At 33.1% G+C, this 19,149-nt stretch carries 16 protein-coding genes and 1 tRNA gene; 5 read left to right on the forward strand and 12 right to left on the reverse strand.

Annotated features, from left to right (window positions below):
* The first annotated feature begins 30 nt into the window (after positions 1-30).
* The 5 genes from GQR95_RS07735 (at position 31) to GQR95_RS07755 (ending at position 4,579) form a co-directional block, all read left to right on the forward strand.
* Positions 31-112 (forward strand) — tRNA-Leu (locus tag GQR95_RS07735).
* Positions 113-932: 820 nt separating this feature from the next.
* Positions 933-1,202 (forward strand): helix-turn-helix domain-containing protein, encoded by a 270-nt coding sequence (locus GQR95_RS07740; protein ID WP_159022628.1) that lies wholly within the window; start codon positions 933-935, stop codon positions 1,200-1,202.
* A 32-nt stretch (positions 1,203-1,234) separates the two neighbouring features.
* Positions 1,235-2,635, forward strand: coding sequence for a DUF3987 domain-containing protein (locus GQR95_RS07745; RefSeq protein WP_159022629.1), 1,401 nt, complete (start codon positions 1,235-1,237; stop codon positions 2,633-2,635).
* Positions 2,636-2,854: 219 nt separating this feature from the next.
* A complete protein-coding gene (locus GQR95_RS07750) occupies positions 2,855-3,940 on the forward strand; it encodes a DUF6371 domain-containing protein (RefSeq protein ID WP_255473257.1) in 1,086 nt (361 codons plus the stop codon).
* Between the two features lie 255 nt (positions 3,941-4,195).
* Complete coding sequence (locus tag GQR95_RS07755; RefSeq protein WP_159022631.1) at positions 4,196-4,579, forward strand: BfmA/BtgA family mobilization protein; 384 nt, start codon at positions 4,196-4,198, stop codon at positions 4,577-4,579.
* A 183-nt stretch (positions 4,580-4,762) separates the two neighbouring features.
* Here GQR95_RS07755 and GQR95_RS07760 read toward each other — a convergent pair whose 3' ends face one another.
* The 12 genes from GQR95_RS07760 to GQR95_RS07815 all read right to left on the reverse strand — a co-directional run bounded on the left by GQR95_RS07760 (position 4,763) and on the right by GQR95_RS07815 (position 19,086).
* Positions 4,763-6,166, reverse strand: coding sequence for a DUF3570 domain-containing protein (locus GQR95_RS07760; protein WP_159022632.1), 1,404 nt, complete (start codon positions 6,164-6,166; stop codon positions 4,763-4,765).
* 15 nt (positions 6,167-6,181) lie between these two features.
* A complete protein-coding gene (locus GQR95_RS07765; RefSeq protein WP_159022633.1) occupies positions 6,182-6,394 on the reverse strand; it encodes a DUF4266 domain-containing protein in 213 nt (70 codons plus the stop codon).
* The gene (locus tag GQR95_RS07770) at positions 6,387-7,376 is read right to left on the reverse strand and encodes an FAD:protein FMN transferase (protein ID WP_233266021.1); all 990 of its coding nucleotides are present in this window, start codon (positions 7,374-7,376) and stop codon (positions 6,387-6,389) included. Before GQR95_RS07770 ends, GQR95_RS07765 begins: the two co-directional genes overlap by 8 nt.
* On the reverse strand, positions 7,366-7,803 hold the full coding sequence (locus tag GQR95_RS07775) for a thioredoxin family protein (protein WP_159022634.1): 438 nt from the start codon (positions 7,801-7,803) through the stop codon (positions 7,366-7,368). The genes GQR95_RS07770 and GQR95_RS07775 overlap by 11 nt, the downstream gene beginning before the upstream one ends.
* A gap of 203 nt (positions 7,804-8,006) precedes the next feature.
* Positions 8,007-8,585, reverse strand: coding sequence for a cytochrome b/b6 domain-containing protein (locus tag GQR95_RS07780; protein WP_159022635.1), 579 nt, complete (start codon positions 8,583-8,585; stop codon positions 8,007-8,009).
* A gap of 309 nt (positions 8,586-8,894) precedes the next feature.
* Entirely contained in the window at positions 8,895-9,779 is an 885-nt protein-coding gene (locus GQR95_RS07785) for a diacylglycerol kinase family protein (protein WP_159022636.1), read from the reverse strand.
* Between the two features lies 1 nt (position 9,780).
* On the reverse strand, positions 9,781-11,760 hold the full coding sequence (locus GQR95_RS07790) for an LTA synthase family protein (protein ID WP_159022637.1): 1,980 nt from the start codon (positions 11,758-11,760) through the stop codon (positions 9,781-9,783).
* Positions 11,761-11,781: 21 nt separating this feature from the next.
* Positions 11,782-12,381 carry an HD domain-containing protein gene (locus tag GQR95_RS07795; protein WP_159022638.1) on the reverse strand — a complete coding sequence of 200 codons (600 nt, stop codon included), beginning with the start codon at positions 12,379-12,381 and terminating at the stop codon, positions 11,782-11,784.
* Positions 12,359-12,847: a hypothetical protein gene (locus tag GQR95_RS07800; RefSeq protein WP_159022639.1), complete on the reverse strand. Its 489-nt coding sequence runs from the start codon at positions 12,845-12,847 to the stop codon at positions 12,359-12,361. The genes GQR95_RS07795 and GQR95_RS07800 overlap by 23 nt, the downstream gene beginning before the upstream one ends.
* A gap of 15 nt (positions 12,848-12,862) precedes the next feature.
* The gene (locus GQR95_RS07805) at positions 12,863-13,579 is read right to left on the reverse strand and encodes a VIT family protein (RefSeq protein WP_159022640.1); all 717 of its coding nucleotides are present in this window, start codon (positions 13,577-13,579) and stop codon (positions 12,863-12,865) included.
* Positions 13,580-14,746 carry an efflux RND transporter periplasmic adaptor subunit gene (locus GQR95_RS07810; RefSeq protein ID WP_159022641.1) on the reverse strand — a complete coding sequence of 389 codons (1,167 nt, stop codon included), beginning with the start codon at positions 14,744-14,746 and terminating at the stop codon, positions 13,580-13,582.
* Between the two features lie 2 nt (positions 14,747-14,748).
* The gene (locus GQR95_RS07815; protein ID WP_159022642.1) at positions 14,749-19,086 is read right to left on the reverse strand and encodes a CusA/CzcA family heavy metal efflux RND transporter; all 4,338 of its coding nucleotides are present in this window, start codon (positions 19,084-19,086) and stop codon (positions 14,749-14,751) included.
* Between the last annotated feature and the right edge of the window lie 63 nt (positions 19,087-19,149).

Raw genomic sequence — 19,149 nt, forward strand, 5'->3', positions numbered from 1 at the left:
AAACTAATTTATATATTTGCACACCTTATTGCGGGCGTGGTGGAATTGGTAGACACGCTAGACTTAGGATCTAGTGCCGCGAGGTGTGAGAGTTCGAGTCTCTCCGCCCGCACAATATGAGAAAGCCGACTATTTATAGTCGGCTTTTTTTGTTTGGGGTAACACATGGGTAACACATTTAGTAAAAAGCTTGAATTTTAACACCATTTAAGAAATTTGTAGTTATTTTAATACAAATGGTACCAAATAATATTAAGAAGACTTCTTTTGTACTCTAAAAGATAGTTGTTTATCCCACTTAGCCCATTTCCTCTTCATTCCGCGAAAAGCGATTCTAGACAAAAGTCTTAAACACAATCCGCAATTTTAGCTTTCTATTGTGTTAACCCTTACCGCTACTCCAGTAAGGACAACTTCATTAAAGGAAGAAAATTGTGAATAGCCTTCGTTTGATTCGAACTTAAAAAAAGAATTTAATGACTGATTGTCTTTATCATAAATCAGCTTTTTAGAAAGCGCTCTATGCTGTTTTTACTTCACGCGTATCTGCCTGAATGCTATAAAAACAGCACAGAATCTTTGCGCAGTTAAGTTATGGTTGATTTGGGGTGATTGAACTAAAATTAAGATTCGATTTCTTTAGAATTGGCCACTTTAAGTTGAATTTTAGCAATTAACTTATTAACAACGAGTTGTTTGTAAAAAATAGCTCTATTTTATTTGACCTGAAATAATATGGAATGATATTAGATGAATTTTATGGTCATTTAATATGGTACCATTTCAGTTCATTTGAGGTTTAGCGTCCTGTGGATAACTTTAAGCTTCTAGAAATGGTTCTATTTGCATATTTTAATAGATTTAATACTAGAATTCAGTATAAGTTAACAAAAGCGCTTTTGTTCATTATCTAACATTAAAAACAAGAAATAATGAACAGTCATCAACTACTTTTTGAACGATTAGATCGTTTAGAACAATTATTAGTATCTAAAAAAGAGGTGCTAACCTTTGATGAGGCCTGTGATTATGCAGGAATATCAAGAAGCTATTTGTATAAACTTACCGCTTCGGGTAAGGTGCCACATTCCAAACCTAATGGAAAACTCATTTTTTTCTCAAGACAAAAATTTGAAGCTTGGCTCATTCAAAGTCAGGATGTACTAGAACTCAAGGATCCAACTAAGACCAATTCCATTTAGTCATGGAGAATCTAAATAAAAACACTCCGAACATGCTAGTGCATGAAAGAAATGAGTCTCGAAAATCGCAAATTAAAAATCCTCATAAATTAAATACTATAGATCGTATAGATTTGGAAAACGACTTCCTAAAATTGGATAGTAGTAATAACAATCCCTTTCCGGTAGATATATTTCCCAAAGCACTTCAAGAAATTATTTTCGAGGCGCATAACGTCTATCAGTTTTGTTTAGACTATTTAGGAGCAGGTGTGTTATCGGCAGCTTCAGCGGCTATAGGAAAGACATATAAAGTTGAAGTTAAAAAAGGTTGGGAAGAAAAAGTGAATTTATTCACTGTTATCGTGGGGCGTCCAGGTGATTCTAAAACACATGCGCTTAATTTTTGTTTTAGACCGATTCATAAAAGAGAAGATACCACTTTTGAAATCTACGAGCAAGAACTAAAAGACTACATTCAAGAAAGCTTAAATACCAATGAAGACCGTAGCAAATTAAAAAAGCCACTTTTAAAAAAGATTCTCATCAGTGATTTTACGCCAGAAGCACTAATCGCTATACATGCTAATAATAAAAAAGGACTGTATGTTTATGTAGATGAACTTCATGGTTGGATTAAAAACTTCAATAGATATAATACTTCAGGCGAAGCGGAAACCTATTTAAGTCTGTGGAGTGGTACGCAAATTTCTACAGACCGAGCCTCTGGTAAGAGTCAAAGAATAAGCGATCCCTTTATTGGGGTTATAGGTAGCACACAAATTTCGGTACTTAAAGAGTTCGCTAAAGGAGGCAGACAAACAAACGGATTTCTGGATCGCTTTTTATTTGTTTATCCATGGAAATCTACCACGCTTAAATGGAATCTCAATACTATAGCTCAAGTTCATCTGGATAATTACTTTACTATTATATCCAGTCTTTTGGATTTAGAATCCCATGAAGAAAAAACATCAGAAGTTATTCCTTTATCTAGCCAAGCCAAACACTATTTGTTTGCTTGGCAAAATAGTAGACCTAATCAATATTTATTTGATTACGAGCGGAGTATAGATGTCAAGCTTCAGCAATATGTAATACGATTTGCTCTTATATTACAATTAATAGAATATGTGATAGAAAAAGGAAGTAACAAGCAAATAGAATTAAAAGCTGTAAAAAGTGGGATTCGGCTGTTTGATTATTTCTATCAAAATGCCATTCGAGTAAGACAAGAAACCACAGTGCGTAATTATTATGAATCGCTTACCCAGCTACAGCGTGATATTTTAGAAGAATTACCCAAAGCATTTACAACTCAAGAAGGCCTTGAAATCGCATGTAAGTCCCTTCAGGGGAAAAATAGAATTAGTGAGCGTCAGTTTAAAACCTACTTAAATGATACTAAGCTTTTTAAAAGATGCTCAAGAGGGCATTATGAAAAAGTACTATAAACTGCACTAACTGCATTTACTGCATTAACGATGTTAAAACATTGTAAATCAATTATTTGATAAACTAAGTTTGTGCAATATTCGTGCAGTTTGTGCAAAAGAGAAAGAATCCAAAAACTAGGTTAGTGCAATGTAATGCAGTCTTAATGCAAAATAAAATCATTTGAAAGTCGCGCTATCACTGCAAAGTGAAGTTAATGCAATTAATGCAATACAGGTATGTATAAATTTTGTCTACATAAGAGTTCTAAGAAGCATCATTGTCCCGAATGTGGACAACAAAGGTTTGTGAAATACATAGACCAAGAAACAGGAGATTATCTGTCTAATGAAGTTGGCAGGTGTGATCGTGAGATAAATTGTGGCTATCATTATCCGCCAAAACAGTATTTCAGAGATCATACTAATGAGAAACCTACTAGCCTTCAATATGGTAAGATATTTCAAAACAGTAAACAGCTTAAACAAACAAAAATAAAACCATCCTATCACGATCCTATGGCAGTTAAGGAAAGTCAATCTAATTTTAAGCAGAACAATTTTATTCAATTTTTATACTCAAAATTTGATGGCAAAGGAGTTAACCAATTAATTCAAGATTATAAAATAGGTACAGCACTGCATAATTATTATGGCACTATTTTTTGGCAGATTGACGAGCAGCAAAAGGTTCGATCAGGTAAGATTATCAATTATACCAAAGCGGGCAGGAGAACGAAGTATATTAACTGGGTACATGCCAAGAAACTTAAACAAAAGCAATTAAATAAATTCCATTTAAAACAATGTTTGTTTGGTCTTCATCTCCTGAATACTAATCAAAAACCAATAGCTATAGTGGAATCAGAAAAAACAGCTTGTATAATGAGTTTGTTGTTTGCTAAATATCTGTGGATGGCAACAGGAAGTTTAAATGGTTTAAATGAAGAGAAGTTGAAACCCTTAAAAAACAGGCCAATAATACTATATCCTGATCTAGGACGAGAAGGGGTAAATGGTTCTCCGTATATGCAATGGAAATTGAAAAAGGAGCACTTAAATAAAGTAGGTTTTAATATTCAAATTTCAGATTTGTTAGAGAAAAAAGCTAACCACAATCAAAGGCTCAAAGGATTAGATATTGCTGATTATTTTTTGAAAACTCTAAAAGAAAAACCAAACATAATGATACCAAAGCAAGAAGGTATTATTCAAACTTTTATTCAAAAAAATAGCGCCGTATTAACGCTTATAAAAACCTTCGATTTGGATAAGGGAAAGCTATTAAATAGGGTTGGAAATAATGATTCTAAGTACGGAAATTAAATGAAATCTAGCAGGTATATGAATAGGAGCTGTAAGCCGAAAAGGTTATATGTTTTGTCTCACTGGGTTGAGACGAAAGAGATAAGCAAGAGGGTAACACGCTGCGCGATGTTACATAATTTTAAATTTAATTCAAATTTCTGAAAATCAGTTAATTACATGATTGTCTAAATGTTTAAATATCTCTTTCTATTCTATTTTTAACGAAAAAACGCGCTGAGCCCAGTAAAATCAACAAAAATTTGGAGCAAAAAGATGGATAAGCAATATAAAAATCAAGAATTTAAGAGTATTAGTATTAAAACATCGGCAGTTAAAAGATTCCGAAAGTTTAGCCGATCTATGGGCCTGTCTCAGACAGCTGCCTTAGAATTAATGTTGGATTTTTTTAAACATAATGAAATTTCGCCTACCGAAGAAATGGGGCCGAAATTTCAGACTTTGGATGCGTCCATAAAGAGTAGAATAAATGCTGTAATCGCAATAATAAAGCATATAGAAAAACATCAAACTAAACCAACTGTAGCCATGTTGGAATTGCTTTTACTAGCAGAACCAGAAGAGAAAAAAGTAAAGTTTGTAGAGAAGAAAAGATTTGAAGAAAATGAACAGATGGAAAATGGAAACCTAGATGAATAATGATTTTTAAATCTTTATTCATCTTCGAAGAGAAGAAGTATATTTGATTTTAAAGTGGGTATTATCCATAAATCAAGATTTTACTTTTGTCTATAGACTATATTTAAATAGGGTTCTCCTCTGAACTTTAAATAATCCATAACCTTTGATGATTTTAAGAGTTTTTTTATAAGTGATTAATAATTAATCCATTACAAACTTAAATCCTAATCCAACATAATTAGCACTTAAACCTGTATTTCGCTGATAATTATTGTATTTAAGATCTATACTTTTCAATCCTAATTTCCAGATATGTGCTTTACTGAATATGTCTGTATAGCTGAAACCAAATCCGTATTGATTTGCACTAAATTTAGACAAATCAAAATCGGACGTATAGAACTCACTAGTAGATAAATTTTGGTTATAAGGCGCAAAATAATCTGCTTGAGTCTGGTCATAATATCTAAATGAGGGATACAAAGTAAATTTATCTGAAATTTTTATAGGTATTTCTAAACTAGCTGTATTAGACTGAACTCCCCAGTTATCAAAATAATAACGATAATATGTTCTTAACGAAACGACTTCATTTATATAATAATTTAAGCGAAATCCTATTGGGATTTTTAACCTGTTTGACGGTAAGCGCTCAATATCATCTGCTAATTGAAATACATCTTTATTACTTGGAGATGTATAGTTTGGAATACTTGAGGCATTACCAATATAGTAATTATCAACATCACCAAAATACACACGCTGTAAAGGATTCCCTAACCAACCCTGCTGTTTAACGACATCTAAAAACATTGAAAATTGTGCATTTTTACTTAAGATTTGAGAAAAACTTAAAGACACAGAATAGGAATTTCTACCTTTATTATTTATCTTTTTAAATCCATTTAATGGCTGCCAATTCGTAGAGGCATTCCCGTTTTGATCTAAAATAGTAACACCTTTAAAATAGCCTTGGTTTAGGTTTCCATTTTCATCGGCATAAGCTTTTAATTCGGTAGGATAAATTGGTCTCCAAGTATCTAAATAGACTTTAGCACTCAAACCAACTGTAGTGTTCTTTTGGTTGTAGAGTTTGGTTAAGCCTCCACCAAATCCAATTGAAGAATAATCATATTCAGTTGCAAAAGACACATCTGCATTCCAAATAGTATTTCTATCGTCAGAACTATGCGAATAATCTGCGTTTATATTTGCCCAAACATCTGAGCTTGATGCACCAGAAGACGCAACCCAAGGACTACCTATAACATCGTCATCACCATTGCCGGAAGCACCAGAAATATCGAAAGGGTTTACATTACTGGAAGACGCAGAGGTATATGCAGAAATACCTGCGTCAATGGTTAGCACATCGTCATCATTCATGGGCATACTAACGACTATAGTTGTAGTTATATCAGATAATTTTTCATTTCCTATCCCTCCAGTTACCGAAGCATTATTCCCTTCTTGGGAGTAATAGCTGCTTAAAAAATCGACTTCTGTTGTTTCTAAAACTCGTTTTTTATAGACCAAAGTTGAGTCTTGTTGAGCCATTATGCTTCCAAAGCAAAAAAGAGCAACTGTTATAATTAGGTATTTCATTTATTTTTTTAATATTTAATTACAGCCACAGCCTCCACCAGATTTTCCACCATTTGCTCCAGATGCACCTTCTCGATACACTTGAAAAGCAGTTTCAAAACGATCAATCTTTTTCTGTGTTAAAACCATATCTGGGTCGTTAAGATTTACTTTCTCATATTCTTTTGCAGCTACACAAGAGCTGAAAGAACATATTACTATTGCTATAATAATCACTTCTTTAATCATTTTTTAGTGGGTTTAATTCAATATTTTTAGATGTTAGAATACTACTGTTTTCATCAATAATTATACACTCAACTCCATTTAATTGATTGATAAAGTCCAAGCCCGTTTCTTTTCCCATTACAAAAATTGAAGTTGCCAAAGCATCAGCTAATTCAGCCGTTTTCGTAAAAATGGAGACACTTAAAATTCCTGTTGCCGGATATCCAGTTCTAGGGTCAATTATATGTGTATATAAAACATCATTAAATTTTACATATTTTTCATAATTACCAGAGGTTACTACTGCACTATTGTATATAGGCATCCAGGAAAACACTTTTTCTTTGTTTAAAGGGTTTACAATAGCAACCATCCAATCTTTTCCGTTTGGTTGTTTTCCCCAAGTATTTAAATCGCCCGATGCGTTTATAATTCCAGATTTAACACCTTTTTCTATTAATAGTGCTTTTGCTTTATCTGCTGCATATCCTTTACCGATTGCACCAAAACCAATTTTCATACCCTCTAGATTTAAAAAAATAGAATGGTTATCATTGTCTAGAATAATATTTTGATAGCCTACTTTTTCTACTGATTTTTTTATTTCATCCTCAGTTGGCATCTCAGTCATACTACCATCAAAATGCCAAACTTTATCCATCGAAGCATAACTAATATCGAAAGCACCATCAGTCAATTTTGAAATTTTAATCGTTCTATCTATAAGATCAAATAATTCTTCATCAACAATTACAGGTTTTATTCCTGAATTTCTGTTTATTTCAGAGGTTTGTGATTTTAAATCCCAAGAAGAAATCAATTTCTCAATCCTAGATATTTCATTGACAGCTAAATCAATATAAGTGTTACCTTCAAGTGAATCATTCGCGACAACCGTTATATCAAACCGACTGCCCATTAACTTAAGCGTTTTGTTATACACTTGCTGACTAATAGCAGAAGAAGTAATGAAGAATCCTATTAAAAAAAGTTTATTTTTCAAAAGCTTCTAATTTTTTAAAATATAATGCAGGAGTGGTTTTTTCATAACCTAAATTTCCCAAAACTTTACCACTAGAATTTAATACAACTACATAAGGAAAATAACCGTTAAGGTTATATTTTTCAGCTAGTTTATTGTTGTGTGCTTGTTGTTCTTTTGACAATGCATTTTTACTCTTTCGAGGAAAATCAGCTTGAAGCATCACAAAATGATTTTCGCTTAGCTCTTGAAACTCATTTGTGCTCCATATTTCTCTGTCGAGTTTTATACAGGGTGCACACCAGTCTGATCCTTGAAAAACCAGAATTATTGTTCTGTCATTTTCAGTAGCAATTTCTTTTGCCTTGGTAAAATCTGTTTGCCAATCTTGAGCATAACCACTTACGGTTGTGATAAGTATTATGGCTATTAAAAAAACTTTTTTCATAGAAATAATTTATTTACAGTATATTAAACGGTATTTGTTCTAATTACTTACATTGTTATTTATCAACTTGTACTAGTATTGCTTTTAGAGCAGATCCGCCTCTTTCACAAGACCTGCAAAAATAAAATGAACGTTTTGTTTTCATTTGTTTAGACTCATATAAGTGTTAAACTTAGATAAATAATGTTGTGCATTCGTTTTTATCAATCTTTATCCTTTGAGCCACTTACTATTCTTGAGATAATTCCTTTCTGGTCTTTAAATTCTGCTATTAATACACCAGCCAAATGAATTACTATAAATGCAATCAAGTAATAAATACCAAGCACATGGATTTCTTCCATTGGTTTTTTGAATTCTTTAGGACCAAATTCTATGATTAGACCTGTAATTAAAGAAACGATAACACACACGTAAAAAATGAGGTATGTCCATTTCTGCAATTTCATTTTAGTAGACAGATTTTTACCAAATGGATTTTGAATTTTCATAGTTCCGAATGCTGGAAGTATGAAACGAATACTAAATAATCCAACCAACACATAGCCAATATAAATATGCCAATCCCACATGGGTTTTCTTATTTTTTTTGCCAATGTTATGAGTTGGTCTTGAGATAAATTTTGTTCTGTACCAGTCAAATAATCTTTAATGATAGCTGCTACATTAACCTTGTTCAACCACGTTAATCTCAAAAAAATTGTAAGTAACAATAACAGAAATGAGATAGCTATAGCCCAATGCATGAGTCTATATACTTTAGAATACTTTGTGTTTTCCATAATATTTCCTTTTTATAATTAATTTTTCGTTTTAGTACTCGACCTGCGTTTATTTTTGATGATAGTTTAGTTAAAAGAGAAATTGCCACCTTAGCTATCAATTGTAAGCTAGTATTTAGAACAAGATAAGTCTGAACTTAATATGTGTTTATAGTTTATTTTTACAACACTAGTTCTGTCTTTGTTTAGGTTAAAATTAGCTTTTTTTTAAACTAAGCTCCTCTTCTTTATAATTTTTCACATTTAAAATAAGCGACAATCAATCTACTTCATTTAAGTAAACTGATATGGTCCATATTCTATCTTTTTTCAACAAATAATAACACTTAATGACTTCTCTTTTAAAAACAGAGAAAGTGATTGTTCATTAATTTGAGCTAATTCTCCATCAATTTGAGATTCAAAAAAATCACTTCGATTTCTAGAAAGCAGAATATTCTTTGTTTGGAAATATTTTACTTCATCTAGCAAATCAGGTTTTTTAATGAGCATACAAAAGCCAAAAAACAACATTTTTAGTTTACTCATTTTTGGAACAATAAGAACATCTAATAGTCCATCTTGTAGCGAAGCCTTTGGTGTTAGGCTGAAATTATACCCCATCACGTTCGAATTTGAAATAAAAATTAAAAATGGATTTACAATTTCAGAAGTACCATTTATAATCATAGTATTTTCTTTTAATTTATTAAATTCTCTAAATGATTTAAAAGATGCCTTTATATAATAAATAAGTGTTCTTTTCTTTAAAGTTTCGTAGTTTCCTATAACGCTAGCAGTAAAGCCAAAACCAGTATTACTAAAAAAATACCTCTCATTAACACAACCAACATCAATTCTTGTTTGGTTATTATTTCTAATGATATGAAGTGCTTTTATAATATTCTTTGGAATATTCAAATTAGAGGCTAATCCATTACCAGAACCAATAGGAATAATACCTAATGGAATGGATGCGCCAACCAAAGTTGAAGCCACTTCATTTATCGTTCCATCTCCACCACAAGCCACAATGATATTTGCTTTTTGGTTGATAGATTCTTTGGTTAAATCAATTGCGTGTCCTCTGTAAGTCGAAGATTTAATAGTTATGCAATATTTATCTACCTCGAAGTATTCCTGAAGTAATTCTTTAGAAAGGCTATGATGACCAGATCCTGCTATTGGATTAATGATGAAGTGAATATTTTCCACCTTATTTACGCTTTAATTTTAAACCTTCATTTCTGTATAAATCATCTGAAACCTCATAAAATGAAATACTTTTTTTCTCAAAATTCTCATCGGAAGGAATACTTGTTAAGCTATTATTTAAGGGATTCCAAGAATAAAAATTTGCATTTTTCTGTTCATCTAATATCAAAATTTTATCCTCTTTTAAATACCCTAGTTTTCTGTAGTTTCCTATAAAAGCACGTTCATCTCCTGGTTGCATTGCTAGTATGTTTTTTCCAAAGAGATTAGACTTATAATCCCAATGCAATACCGAAAACAAGGTTGGAAACACATCAATTTGAGAAGCCAACTTGTTTACTTTTTCTGGTTGCTGATTTGGTAAATTAAAAATTAATGCAGGTATGTGGTAGTTCTTAACATCCAATTCCCAACGTCCTGCACTACTTGCACAATGGTCGCTCATTATAACAAATACCGTATTTTTAAACCAAGATTTTTGTTGTGATTTTTTTATAAATTGGCCAATTGCATAATCGGTATATTTTACAGCGCCATTTCTCCCAGTTCCTGAAGGGATATCTATTTCGCCTTCTGGGTAGGTATAAGGTTTATGATTAGAAGTCGTCATTACAAAATCGAAAAACGGTTTTCCGGTAGCGTAAACCTTGTCAGCTTCGTTAAGTACTTTATTGTAAAGATCCATATCACAGACTCCCCAAGCATTTTCAAAAGTAACTTCGTCATCTTCAATATTAGTACGAGTAGTTTTTATGGTTTTATCCAACAAAAAACCACGACCTCTATCAACGATATTAAATCCATTTCCTCCAAAATAGGTATTCATATTATCGAAATAACCATCGCCTCCATAGAAGAAATTACGTTCGTAACCTTTTTCTTTAAATACTTCGCCAATGGTAAATAAGCCTTGATTGTCTTTTCGTTTTACAATACTACGTCCTGGTGTTGGTGGAATTGATAAAGTAATGGCTTCCATACCTCTTACGGTTCTTGTTCCTGTGGCATAGAGATTTTGAAAAAACAGACTATTATTTGCGAGTGAATCTAGTATTGGAGTGATGTTCCTTTTATTACCAAATTCACTTAAAAAATCGCTACTTAAACTTTCTACACAAATAAAAATAACATTTGGTTTTATTGATTTATGAATACTATCCGTATTTATTATTGTTCTGTAAATCGAATTTATATTTGCATTTTCAAACGTGTTTTTTGAATCTAAATAACTCACTTTAACGGTTTGAAAAGCTTCTTCTTTTGGAATGGTTTTATAAAATTCGTTATAAGGCAATTCGTTATTTCGGAAGGCTGCAAAAAATGAGTATATACCCGACTTTGCTAATTCGTTATTGTATCTATTTCCAGAAAAATCAGCTTGTTTATTCGTAATAAACATCAGACTAATAACACCAATAACCATCCAAGGAAGCGAAGCGATTAATTTAGATCTGAATGTTGTTTTACTTTTAAACGTTTTATTAAAACAGCCTAACTTATAAACAATAAATATACTTGTTAGGACTAGAGCTAGCATCGCAGAAATAAGAATAGGCAACGGGTAAGACTCGTTAATATTCTTTACGACTTCGTAAGTGTAAACCAAATAGTCAACAGCAATAAAATTGTAACGTCTGTGAAATTCATCCCAAAATGTAAACTCTCCAAAAAAAGAAAAAAACAGAATCAAGACACCAATTGAAAATCCTAAATACGTAATGATTTTATCAACTACGGAACCATAAAATCGCTTTGGTAAAACTAATAAGTATATAAGATACGGAATTGCAAAAAATGAAATGGTTGCTAAATCAAAGAAGAAACCAATTCCAAAAGTTTCAACAAGTGTAAAACCAGCATTATCTACTTCAGAAAAATTCCAAATAAAGAAACTCAACCTTACTATAAAAGACAGTACTAAAAATAAACCAATATAGGCTTTCAATAAAGTGAAGCGCGTTGGAAAGATTTTAATTTTCATATTACTTGAGGTGTTTTTAATCTAGTAGCTAGCTAGTATTCTTTTTACTTTTTCTATATTTTCTTGTTTTCCTTGTTCCAGTATATCTTCTCCGTAAATGGTTCTGAAATGATGCTTTTTCAAAAATTCAAAATTCAATTTATGCCACTCTAAATCTGTTACTTTGTCATCACAAAAAAGCTCCCACTCTCTTCGTAATAGCAACTTTCTGTAAAAGAAATGTGAATTGCTAATATGAAAAATATCGGCATCACAAAGTACTTCGGCTAAAGCTGTTGTTGGGCATTGGGGTATCTTAGTTGCTTCAATACAATCTTTAACTTTATTAATAAAACTAGCAGCAACTTTTTCTTGCTTCAAGAACTTACTTGCAATGGTTTTACTTTCGTCTTCGTGACCTTTATATGTCTTTGAAAATCCTATATCGTGAAACCAAGCTGCAACAATTAAAACCGCTGTATTCTGTTCGTTAATATCCATTGCAGCGCATAAGTATTTTACGTTTTGTACTACTTCTTTGGTATGCTGAAGGTTATGAAAAGGCAATGCCGCACATTTTGAAGTCGTCAATATATCTGTACAATATGCAGCAACGCTACTAATCATTGTCGTGGTCATCATGTCCATCTAATTGAATTGTATTCCTATTGCTTCTAATCTCTATATGGGTTATTTCGCCACCACTTGTTCCAACGTATTTAGCAACTCCCATTGAGACCGTTGAAAGCAGTAAAATCAACATAAAACCGTACTTAGAGAATGGCATTTTTTTATATTGCAAAAACAATGTTATTAGTGAAACAACTCCCAAAACTTGCATTATTGAAAGAAACAATTCCGCGTATTCTTCGTGTTTATAGATTAATGTTTCGCTAATTCCAGATAAATTTTCAACGATTTCTTCTGCACCATCTCCAGTATAAAAAGCTATAATGGATGTAAGGGCACTAAAAATAAAAATACCCAATGCTGTGTTTTTCACCTGAGGTTTCTTCATTATCAAACCTACCAACAGCACTAAAAAACCAATCAATACTCCTACAATAGGAAGATGATTTACTACCAAATGAAGATGTGCATCGTTCATAATTCTGTTTTTTATTTAAGCAATATTTACATTAAACAAGTATCCCACTAATGCGGTTAGACCCATTGCAACTGTTCCCCAGAAAGTAATACGAGCAATTGCTTTTCCAATACTTGAGCCACCGGTTTTCGCCGCTAACGCTCCTAAAATGATAAGAAAGAGTATCGCAAAACCGTAAATTGAATATTCCATACTATTTAGAGGAAGAAATAATGTTACTAAAAAGGGAAGTAATCCTCCTACCGTAAATGCTGCTCCTGATGCAAAAGCTGCTTGAATTGGATTAGCTTGGCTAATTTCGTTTATCCCTAATTCGTCTCTAATGTGCGCACCTAAAGCATTGTGCTGTGTTAATTCTTTAGCTACAGTTAAAGCAGTTGTTTTTTTTAGTCCTCTTTTTTCGTAAATCTCTGCTAATCGCTGTAATTCGATTTCGGGCATTTCTTCCAATTCTTGCTTTTCCCGCTCAATGTCTGCTTTTTCGATATCTGTTTGGGAACTAACTGAAACATATTCTCCGGCAGCCATAGACAGCGCACCAGCAACAAGTCCTGCTAATGTTGCCAAAATAATAGGCTCTCGTGTAGCACTTGCCGTTGCAACACCTATTGCAATACTTGCCGTTGACAAAATACCATCATTTGCTCCAAGTACTGCGGCTCTTAACCAGTTACTTCGGTGAATGTAATGGCTGTCTAAGTAATCGTCTAAATCTTCTGATTTTTCTGTCATCTATTCAGTAATTAGATTAAATGCCCCTTTTGTCAAAAACTCTGTGTTTGGTTCAAAATCATTTGCATTAATGATTTGAATAAAGCCATTATTAGTAGCTCCAATTTTTACTAGTAATTTTTTAAAATTTGTTTTATTTTCTTTAACCAAAACAAAATAGTCGTTATCAATATTAGCTACCGCTTCAACTGGTAATGCTGGATATTCTGTTGTTGTGGTTAAAATTTCTCCTTCAATGTACATTCCTGGGGCAAATAACTTTGCATCACTTTCATTAACTAAATCACCGTGAATATCTACCGTTCTGTCTTGAATATTAATGGCTTTATTTACTAAATGTATTTTTCCTTGGTACATTTTATTCATATCGTTCTGTAACCTAACGTTAATAGGTTGCCCTACTTTTACCATTGGTAGGTCTTTTTCAAAAATCTTCAGTTCAATATGTAAATCATCGGTATTTGTAACAGTTACAGCAACATCAGAAGGATTCAAATACATCCCTTTAGTAGCATTAATTGTTGTTGCATAACCTGATAAAGGGGAAGGCACGCTGATGACCGAGCGCATGTTTTCTGCAGATAAAGTGTTTGGATTAATATTCATTAAGCTTAACTTCTTTTTTAGCGACTCATATTGTGCTAAAGTCACTGTGTATTCCGATTCTGCTTTTAGAAAGTTCTTTTTGGATGTAACATTATCTGCCATCAATTCTTTTTGGCGTTCATAATCAGACTTTAAATAGTTCAGATGTCCTTTGGCTTCTAAAAAATCTTGTTGAGCTTGTATATATTCAGGATTTTCAATAGTGAATAATGTTTGACCTTTTTTGACAGCATCTCCAGGCAAAAGGCTAATGTTTTTTACATATCCAGCAAAATAGGCACTAACATCTGCTTGGTTTTCTGGCGGAACCGCAAACATACCGTTTGCTTTAACCACAGTATTAAATGGTTGGGTTGTTATTTTGCCAACCTCCATATTACCTGATGTAAACTGATTTTCTGTTATGGTAATTAGATCTACATCCTCTGTTGTTTCATTTACATCTGTATTAGTAACCTCACTTTTTTCTTTTGAATTACAGGAAGCTAAAGCTAGTATTGCGACCAATAAAAGACCCTTGAAGTATATAGAATTAGATGATTTGTTGTGTGTATTTTTCATTGTTAATTGGTTAAATAGTTTAACTCTAAAACGGTATTATTGTACTTGTTTAGGTTTTGTAAATAGTTGATTTCGATATTTTTTGCACTCTCCAAAAGTTGCACATACTGCAAGAAATCTATTTCGCCATTTTGAAATGCTTTTGAAGCGGTTGTTGTTAATTCTTTAGAAAGTCGCCGTCCTTTAGTTTCGTAATAATCAACCGTTTCTTGATATTTTTTTAAATCGGAAAGTAGCGCGTCATAATTGGATTGCAGTTGAATTTTATAGTTTTCAAATTCATTAGCTACAATCAATGTTTCTGTTTTTGCCGCTTTGATTTTTGATTTATTTGCACCAAACCATAAAGGTATTGCAACGCCTATTTGAAAACCGTTGTATTTTTTTGCATTAGTACCATTGTTAGTGCCTTGAAATACCGAAAATTGCAAATCGGGTAATAGTTTCTGTCTTTCTAAAGAAAGGGACGATTTTGCTAAATTTTCTGCTGAATTATAATATAAAATCCCTGGGTGGTTTGCTATGGCAAAATCATCTAAAGTTAATCTCGGCAGTACATCTTCATTAACAGTAATTAACGACTCACTTTGTACCCATTGGTTGAGCATTGTGTAGGCTTTAGAAACGTCTTCTTTAGCTTGCGCAAGTGCAATGCTAATCTCTTTTTGTTTTGTTTCAGCAGTTAATTTTTCTAACAAATTGGTTTCTCCTACATCATATCGCTTTTTCGCTGCACTAGCGAATTGCCCGTATAAACTATCTAAATAAGTATATTGCTTGACTAAATTATGATTGTAGACCACATTATAATAAGCTACATAAACCTCTTTAGTTAACATTCTTTCATTTAATTGATACCGTTGTGTTGTTAAGGCCACTTTCTGTTTTTCCACTTTACGTTGTGCACCGTAAATTGTTGGGAACTGAAGTGATTGACTTACACCAAATACTTTTAAAGCCAAACCATTTTCAGCAATATTGTTTTGGTCATAGCCATAGTGAATCTGTGTCTTATCAATATTAAAGGCACCACCCACCAGTTGTTCTGATTGATTGATTCTTTTTGCGCTAGCCTGAAGCCCTTTATTATTCTCGATTGCCATTTTTACGGTCTCCTCTACATTCGCAGGATTCTGTTGCGCATTACCAAAAAATGGTAAAAACAATAAAAGCACTATACTTAAAGCCTTAAGGTTTACTTTGGTTTTTACTTTAGGATGATGCCCTTTTCTATCAAACATGGCATACAAAACAGGTAAAACTACAAGCGTTAAAGCCGTCGCACTTATTAAGCCTCCAACTACTACAGTGGCTAAAGGTCGTTGCACTTCTGCACCGGCAGATGTTGAAATAGCCATTGGTAAAAATCCTAAAGCAGCGGCTGCTGCCGTTAATAATACAGGTCGCAATCTGTTTTTTGTACCCATTAATATTCTTTTATTGATATTGCTAACTCCGTGTGCTTTTAGTTCTTTGAATTCTTCAATCAATACAATACCGTTTAGTACAGCAATACCAAAAAGTGCTATAAATCCAACACCTGCAGAAATACTGAATGGTAAATCTCGAATATAAAGTAACATCACGCCTCCAATAGCGGATAATGGGATCGCACTATAAATCATCAATGCTTCTTTTACAGAATCGAAAGCAAAATACAACAGGACAAAAATCAATATTAATGCAATGGGTACAGCTACTTTTAATCGTGCTGATGCGGTTCTTAAATTTTCGAATTGTCCACCATAGCTAACCGAATAACCAGTAGGAATCTTTATATCTCTTTCAATTATTGTCTGAACATCTTTTACTACAGATTCTAAATCTCGGTTTCTTACATTTACACCTACCACGATTCGACGCTTGGTATTATCACGAGAGATTTTTGCTGGCCCTTTGGTGTAGGTAATATCAGCAAATTCACTAAGTGGTAATTTTGTACCGTTAGGTAATGAAACTGATGCTGTTTCCAAGTTTTCTATATCCTTTCTATGGCAATCATCAAAACGCAACATTAAATCGAATTGCTTTTCTCCTTCAAACACGGTTCCTGCAGGCATTCCTGCAAAGCCCATTGTGATGACTTTATTTAGGTCTTCAATATTTAATCCGTATTTCGCAATTTTCTGTCGGTTATATTTTACTGACATTTGAGGTAAACCAGCTGTTTTTTCTACGGAAATATCCGCAGCTCCTTCTACATTTTGAATGGCCTTTTCTATTTCTAGGGCTTTTCTGTAGAGTACATCTAAATCTTCCCCAAAAACCTTGATGGCTAAATCGGCTCTTACTCCTGTAATTAATTCATTAAATCGCATTTCTATAGGTTGGGTAAATTCAAAATCCACGCCTGCGATTTCATTAGATAAGGCTTCTTTAAATTTATCTGCTAATTCGTCTTTAGACTCAGCAGAAGTCCATTCACCTTTAGGTTTTAGTTTTATAATTACATCACTTTCTTCCATAGACATTGGGTCTGTTGGTACTTCGGCAGCTCCAATTCTACTTACTACTTGTTCTACTTCTGGAAATTGTTTTAGTATTTTTTCTATATGAGTAGTCGCTTCAATGGTTTTGCTCAAGGACATTCCCGTTCTTAATACGGGCTGAATCACAAAATCGCCTTCATCTAATGTTGGCACAAACTCGCCACCCATTCTAGTGAATAAGAATATCGTTAGAATTAGTAAACCAACAGCCATACTCAATACTAATTTCTTTTTATGCAATGCCCAAGCAATTGTAGGCTGATATTTATTTTCTAAAAAAGCAATCAATCGAGACGATAAGGTTTTCTTTTCTGTATTGTTTGGTTTAATAAATAGAGATGCCATTACTGGTATGTAAGTAAAACAAAATACCATTGCACCAATTAGGGCAAAACAGAATACCAATGCCATAGGGCGAAACATTTTTCCTTCTACACCTACTAAAGATAGAATTGGGATAAAAACAATGATGATAATTAGTTGCCCGAATACTGCGGAATTCATCATTTTAGATGCACCTTGATAGGTAATCGTATCTATTAAACCTTGTCTTTCATTCTTAGGAAGTGCCAATAACTTGGCACGCTGACTGGTAATTTTAAATGCGATGAACTCGACTATAATTACAGCACCATCGATGATAATTCCGAAGTCAATTGCACCCAAACTCATTAAATTGGCATCTACACCAAAAATGTACATCAGCGACAGCGCAAATAGAAGACATAAAGGAATTACAGAAGCTACAACCAAACCAGAACGCCAGTTTCCTAAAAGCAATACCACTACAAAAATCACAATTAAACAACCTAGAATTAGGTTTTCTGCAATGGTAAACGTTGTCTTAGCAATAAGCTCGCTACGTTCTAAAAAAGGATTAATTGAAACACCTGGAGGTAATGAAGATTGTATTTCTGCTACACGTTGTTTTACTGCTTCAATTACAGCATTTGAGTTTGCATCTTTAAGCATCATAACTTGCCCAAGAACTTTTTCGCCCTCGCCATTTCCTGTGATTGCTCCAAAACGATTTGCGTGACCAAAGCCTACTGTAGCAATATCCCGAACATAAACCGGCACCTCTCCTTTTTTTAGTACTACAATATCTTCAACATCTTTTATTGAGCTTATTAGACCTTCACCTCTAATAAAGTAACTTTCATTGATTTTTTCGATATAACCACCTCCAGCAACACTATTGTTTTTTTCGAGAGCTGAAAAAACATCAAAAATAGAAATATCCATAGCACGAAGTCGCTCAGGGTTTACAGCAACTTCATACGTTTTTAGATAGCCTCCCCAAGTATTGACTTCTACAACACCAGGAATACCTGAAAGTTGACGTTTTACCACCCAATCTTGAATGGTACGCACATCTGATAGGGAGTATTGGTCTTTATGTTTGGCATCTACATCGATTATATATTGGTAAATTTCTCCTAGACCTGTAGAGACAGGTCCCATAAAGGGTTTGCCAAACCCTGCGGGAATTTTTTCTTCAGCACTTTTTATTTTTTCAGCAATGAGTTGGCGTGGTAAATACGTACCCATTTCATCATCAAAAACAACGGTAACCACTGATAAACCAAATTTTGAAATAGAACGAATTTCTTTTACGCCTGGTAAGTTTGCCATTTCTAATTCTACAGGATAGGTTAAGAACTTCTCTACATCTTCAGTAGCTAAATTCCTTGAAGTAGTAATAACCTGTACTTGATTGTTGGTGACATCGGGAACTGCTCCAATAGGAATATGAGAAAGAGAATATAATCCGAATCCAACGATTCCAGCAGTAAATAATAGTACAATAAGTTTATGATGAATACTGTACCGGATAATACGTTCTAACATTTTTTGGTGGTTTATTAAAATAATAAAACAAATGTAGACGAGCTATCTAAGTGTATTCTAAAT

Source organism: Formosa sp. L2A11 (genome assembly GCF_009796865.1).
Taxonomy (GTDB): domain Bacteria; phylum Bacteroidota; class Bacteroidia; order Flavobacteriales; family Flavobacteriaceae; genus Formosa.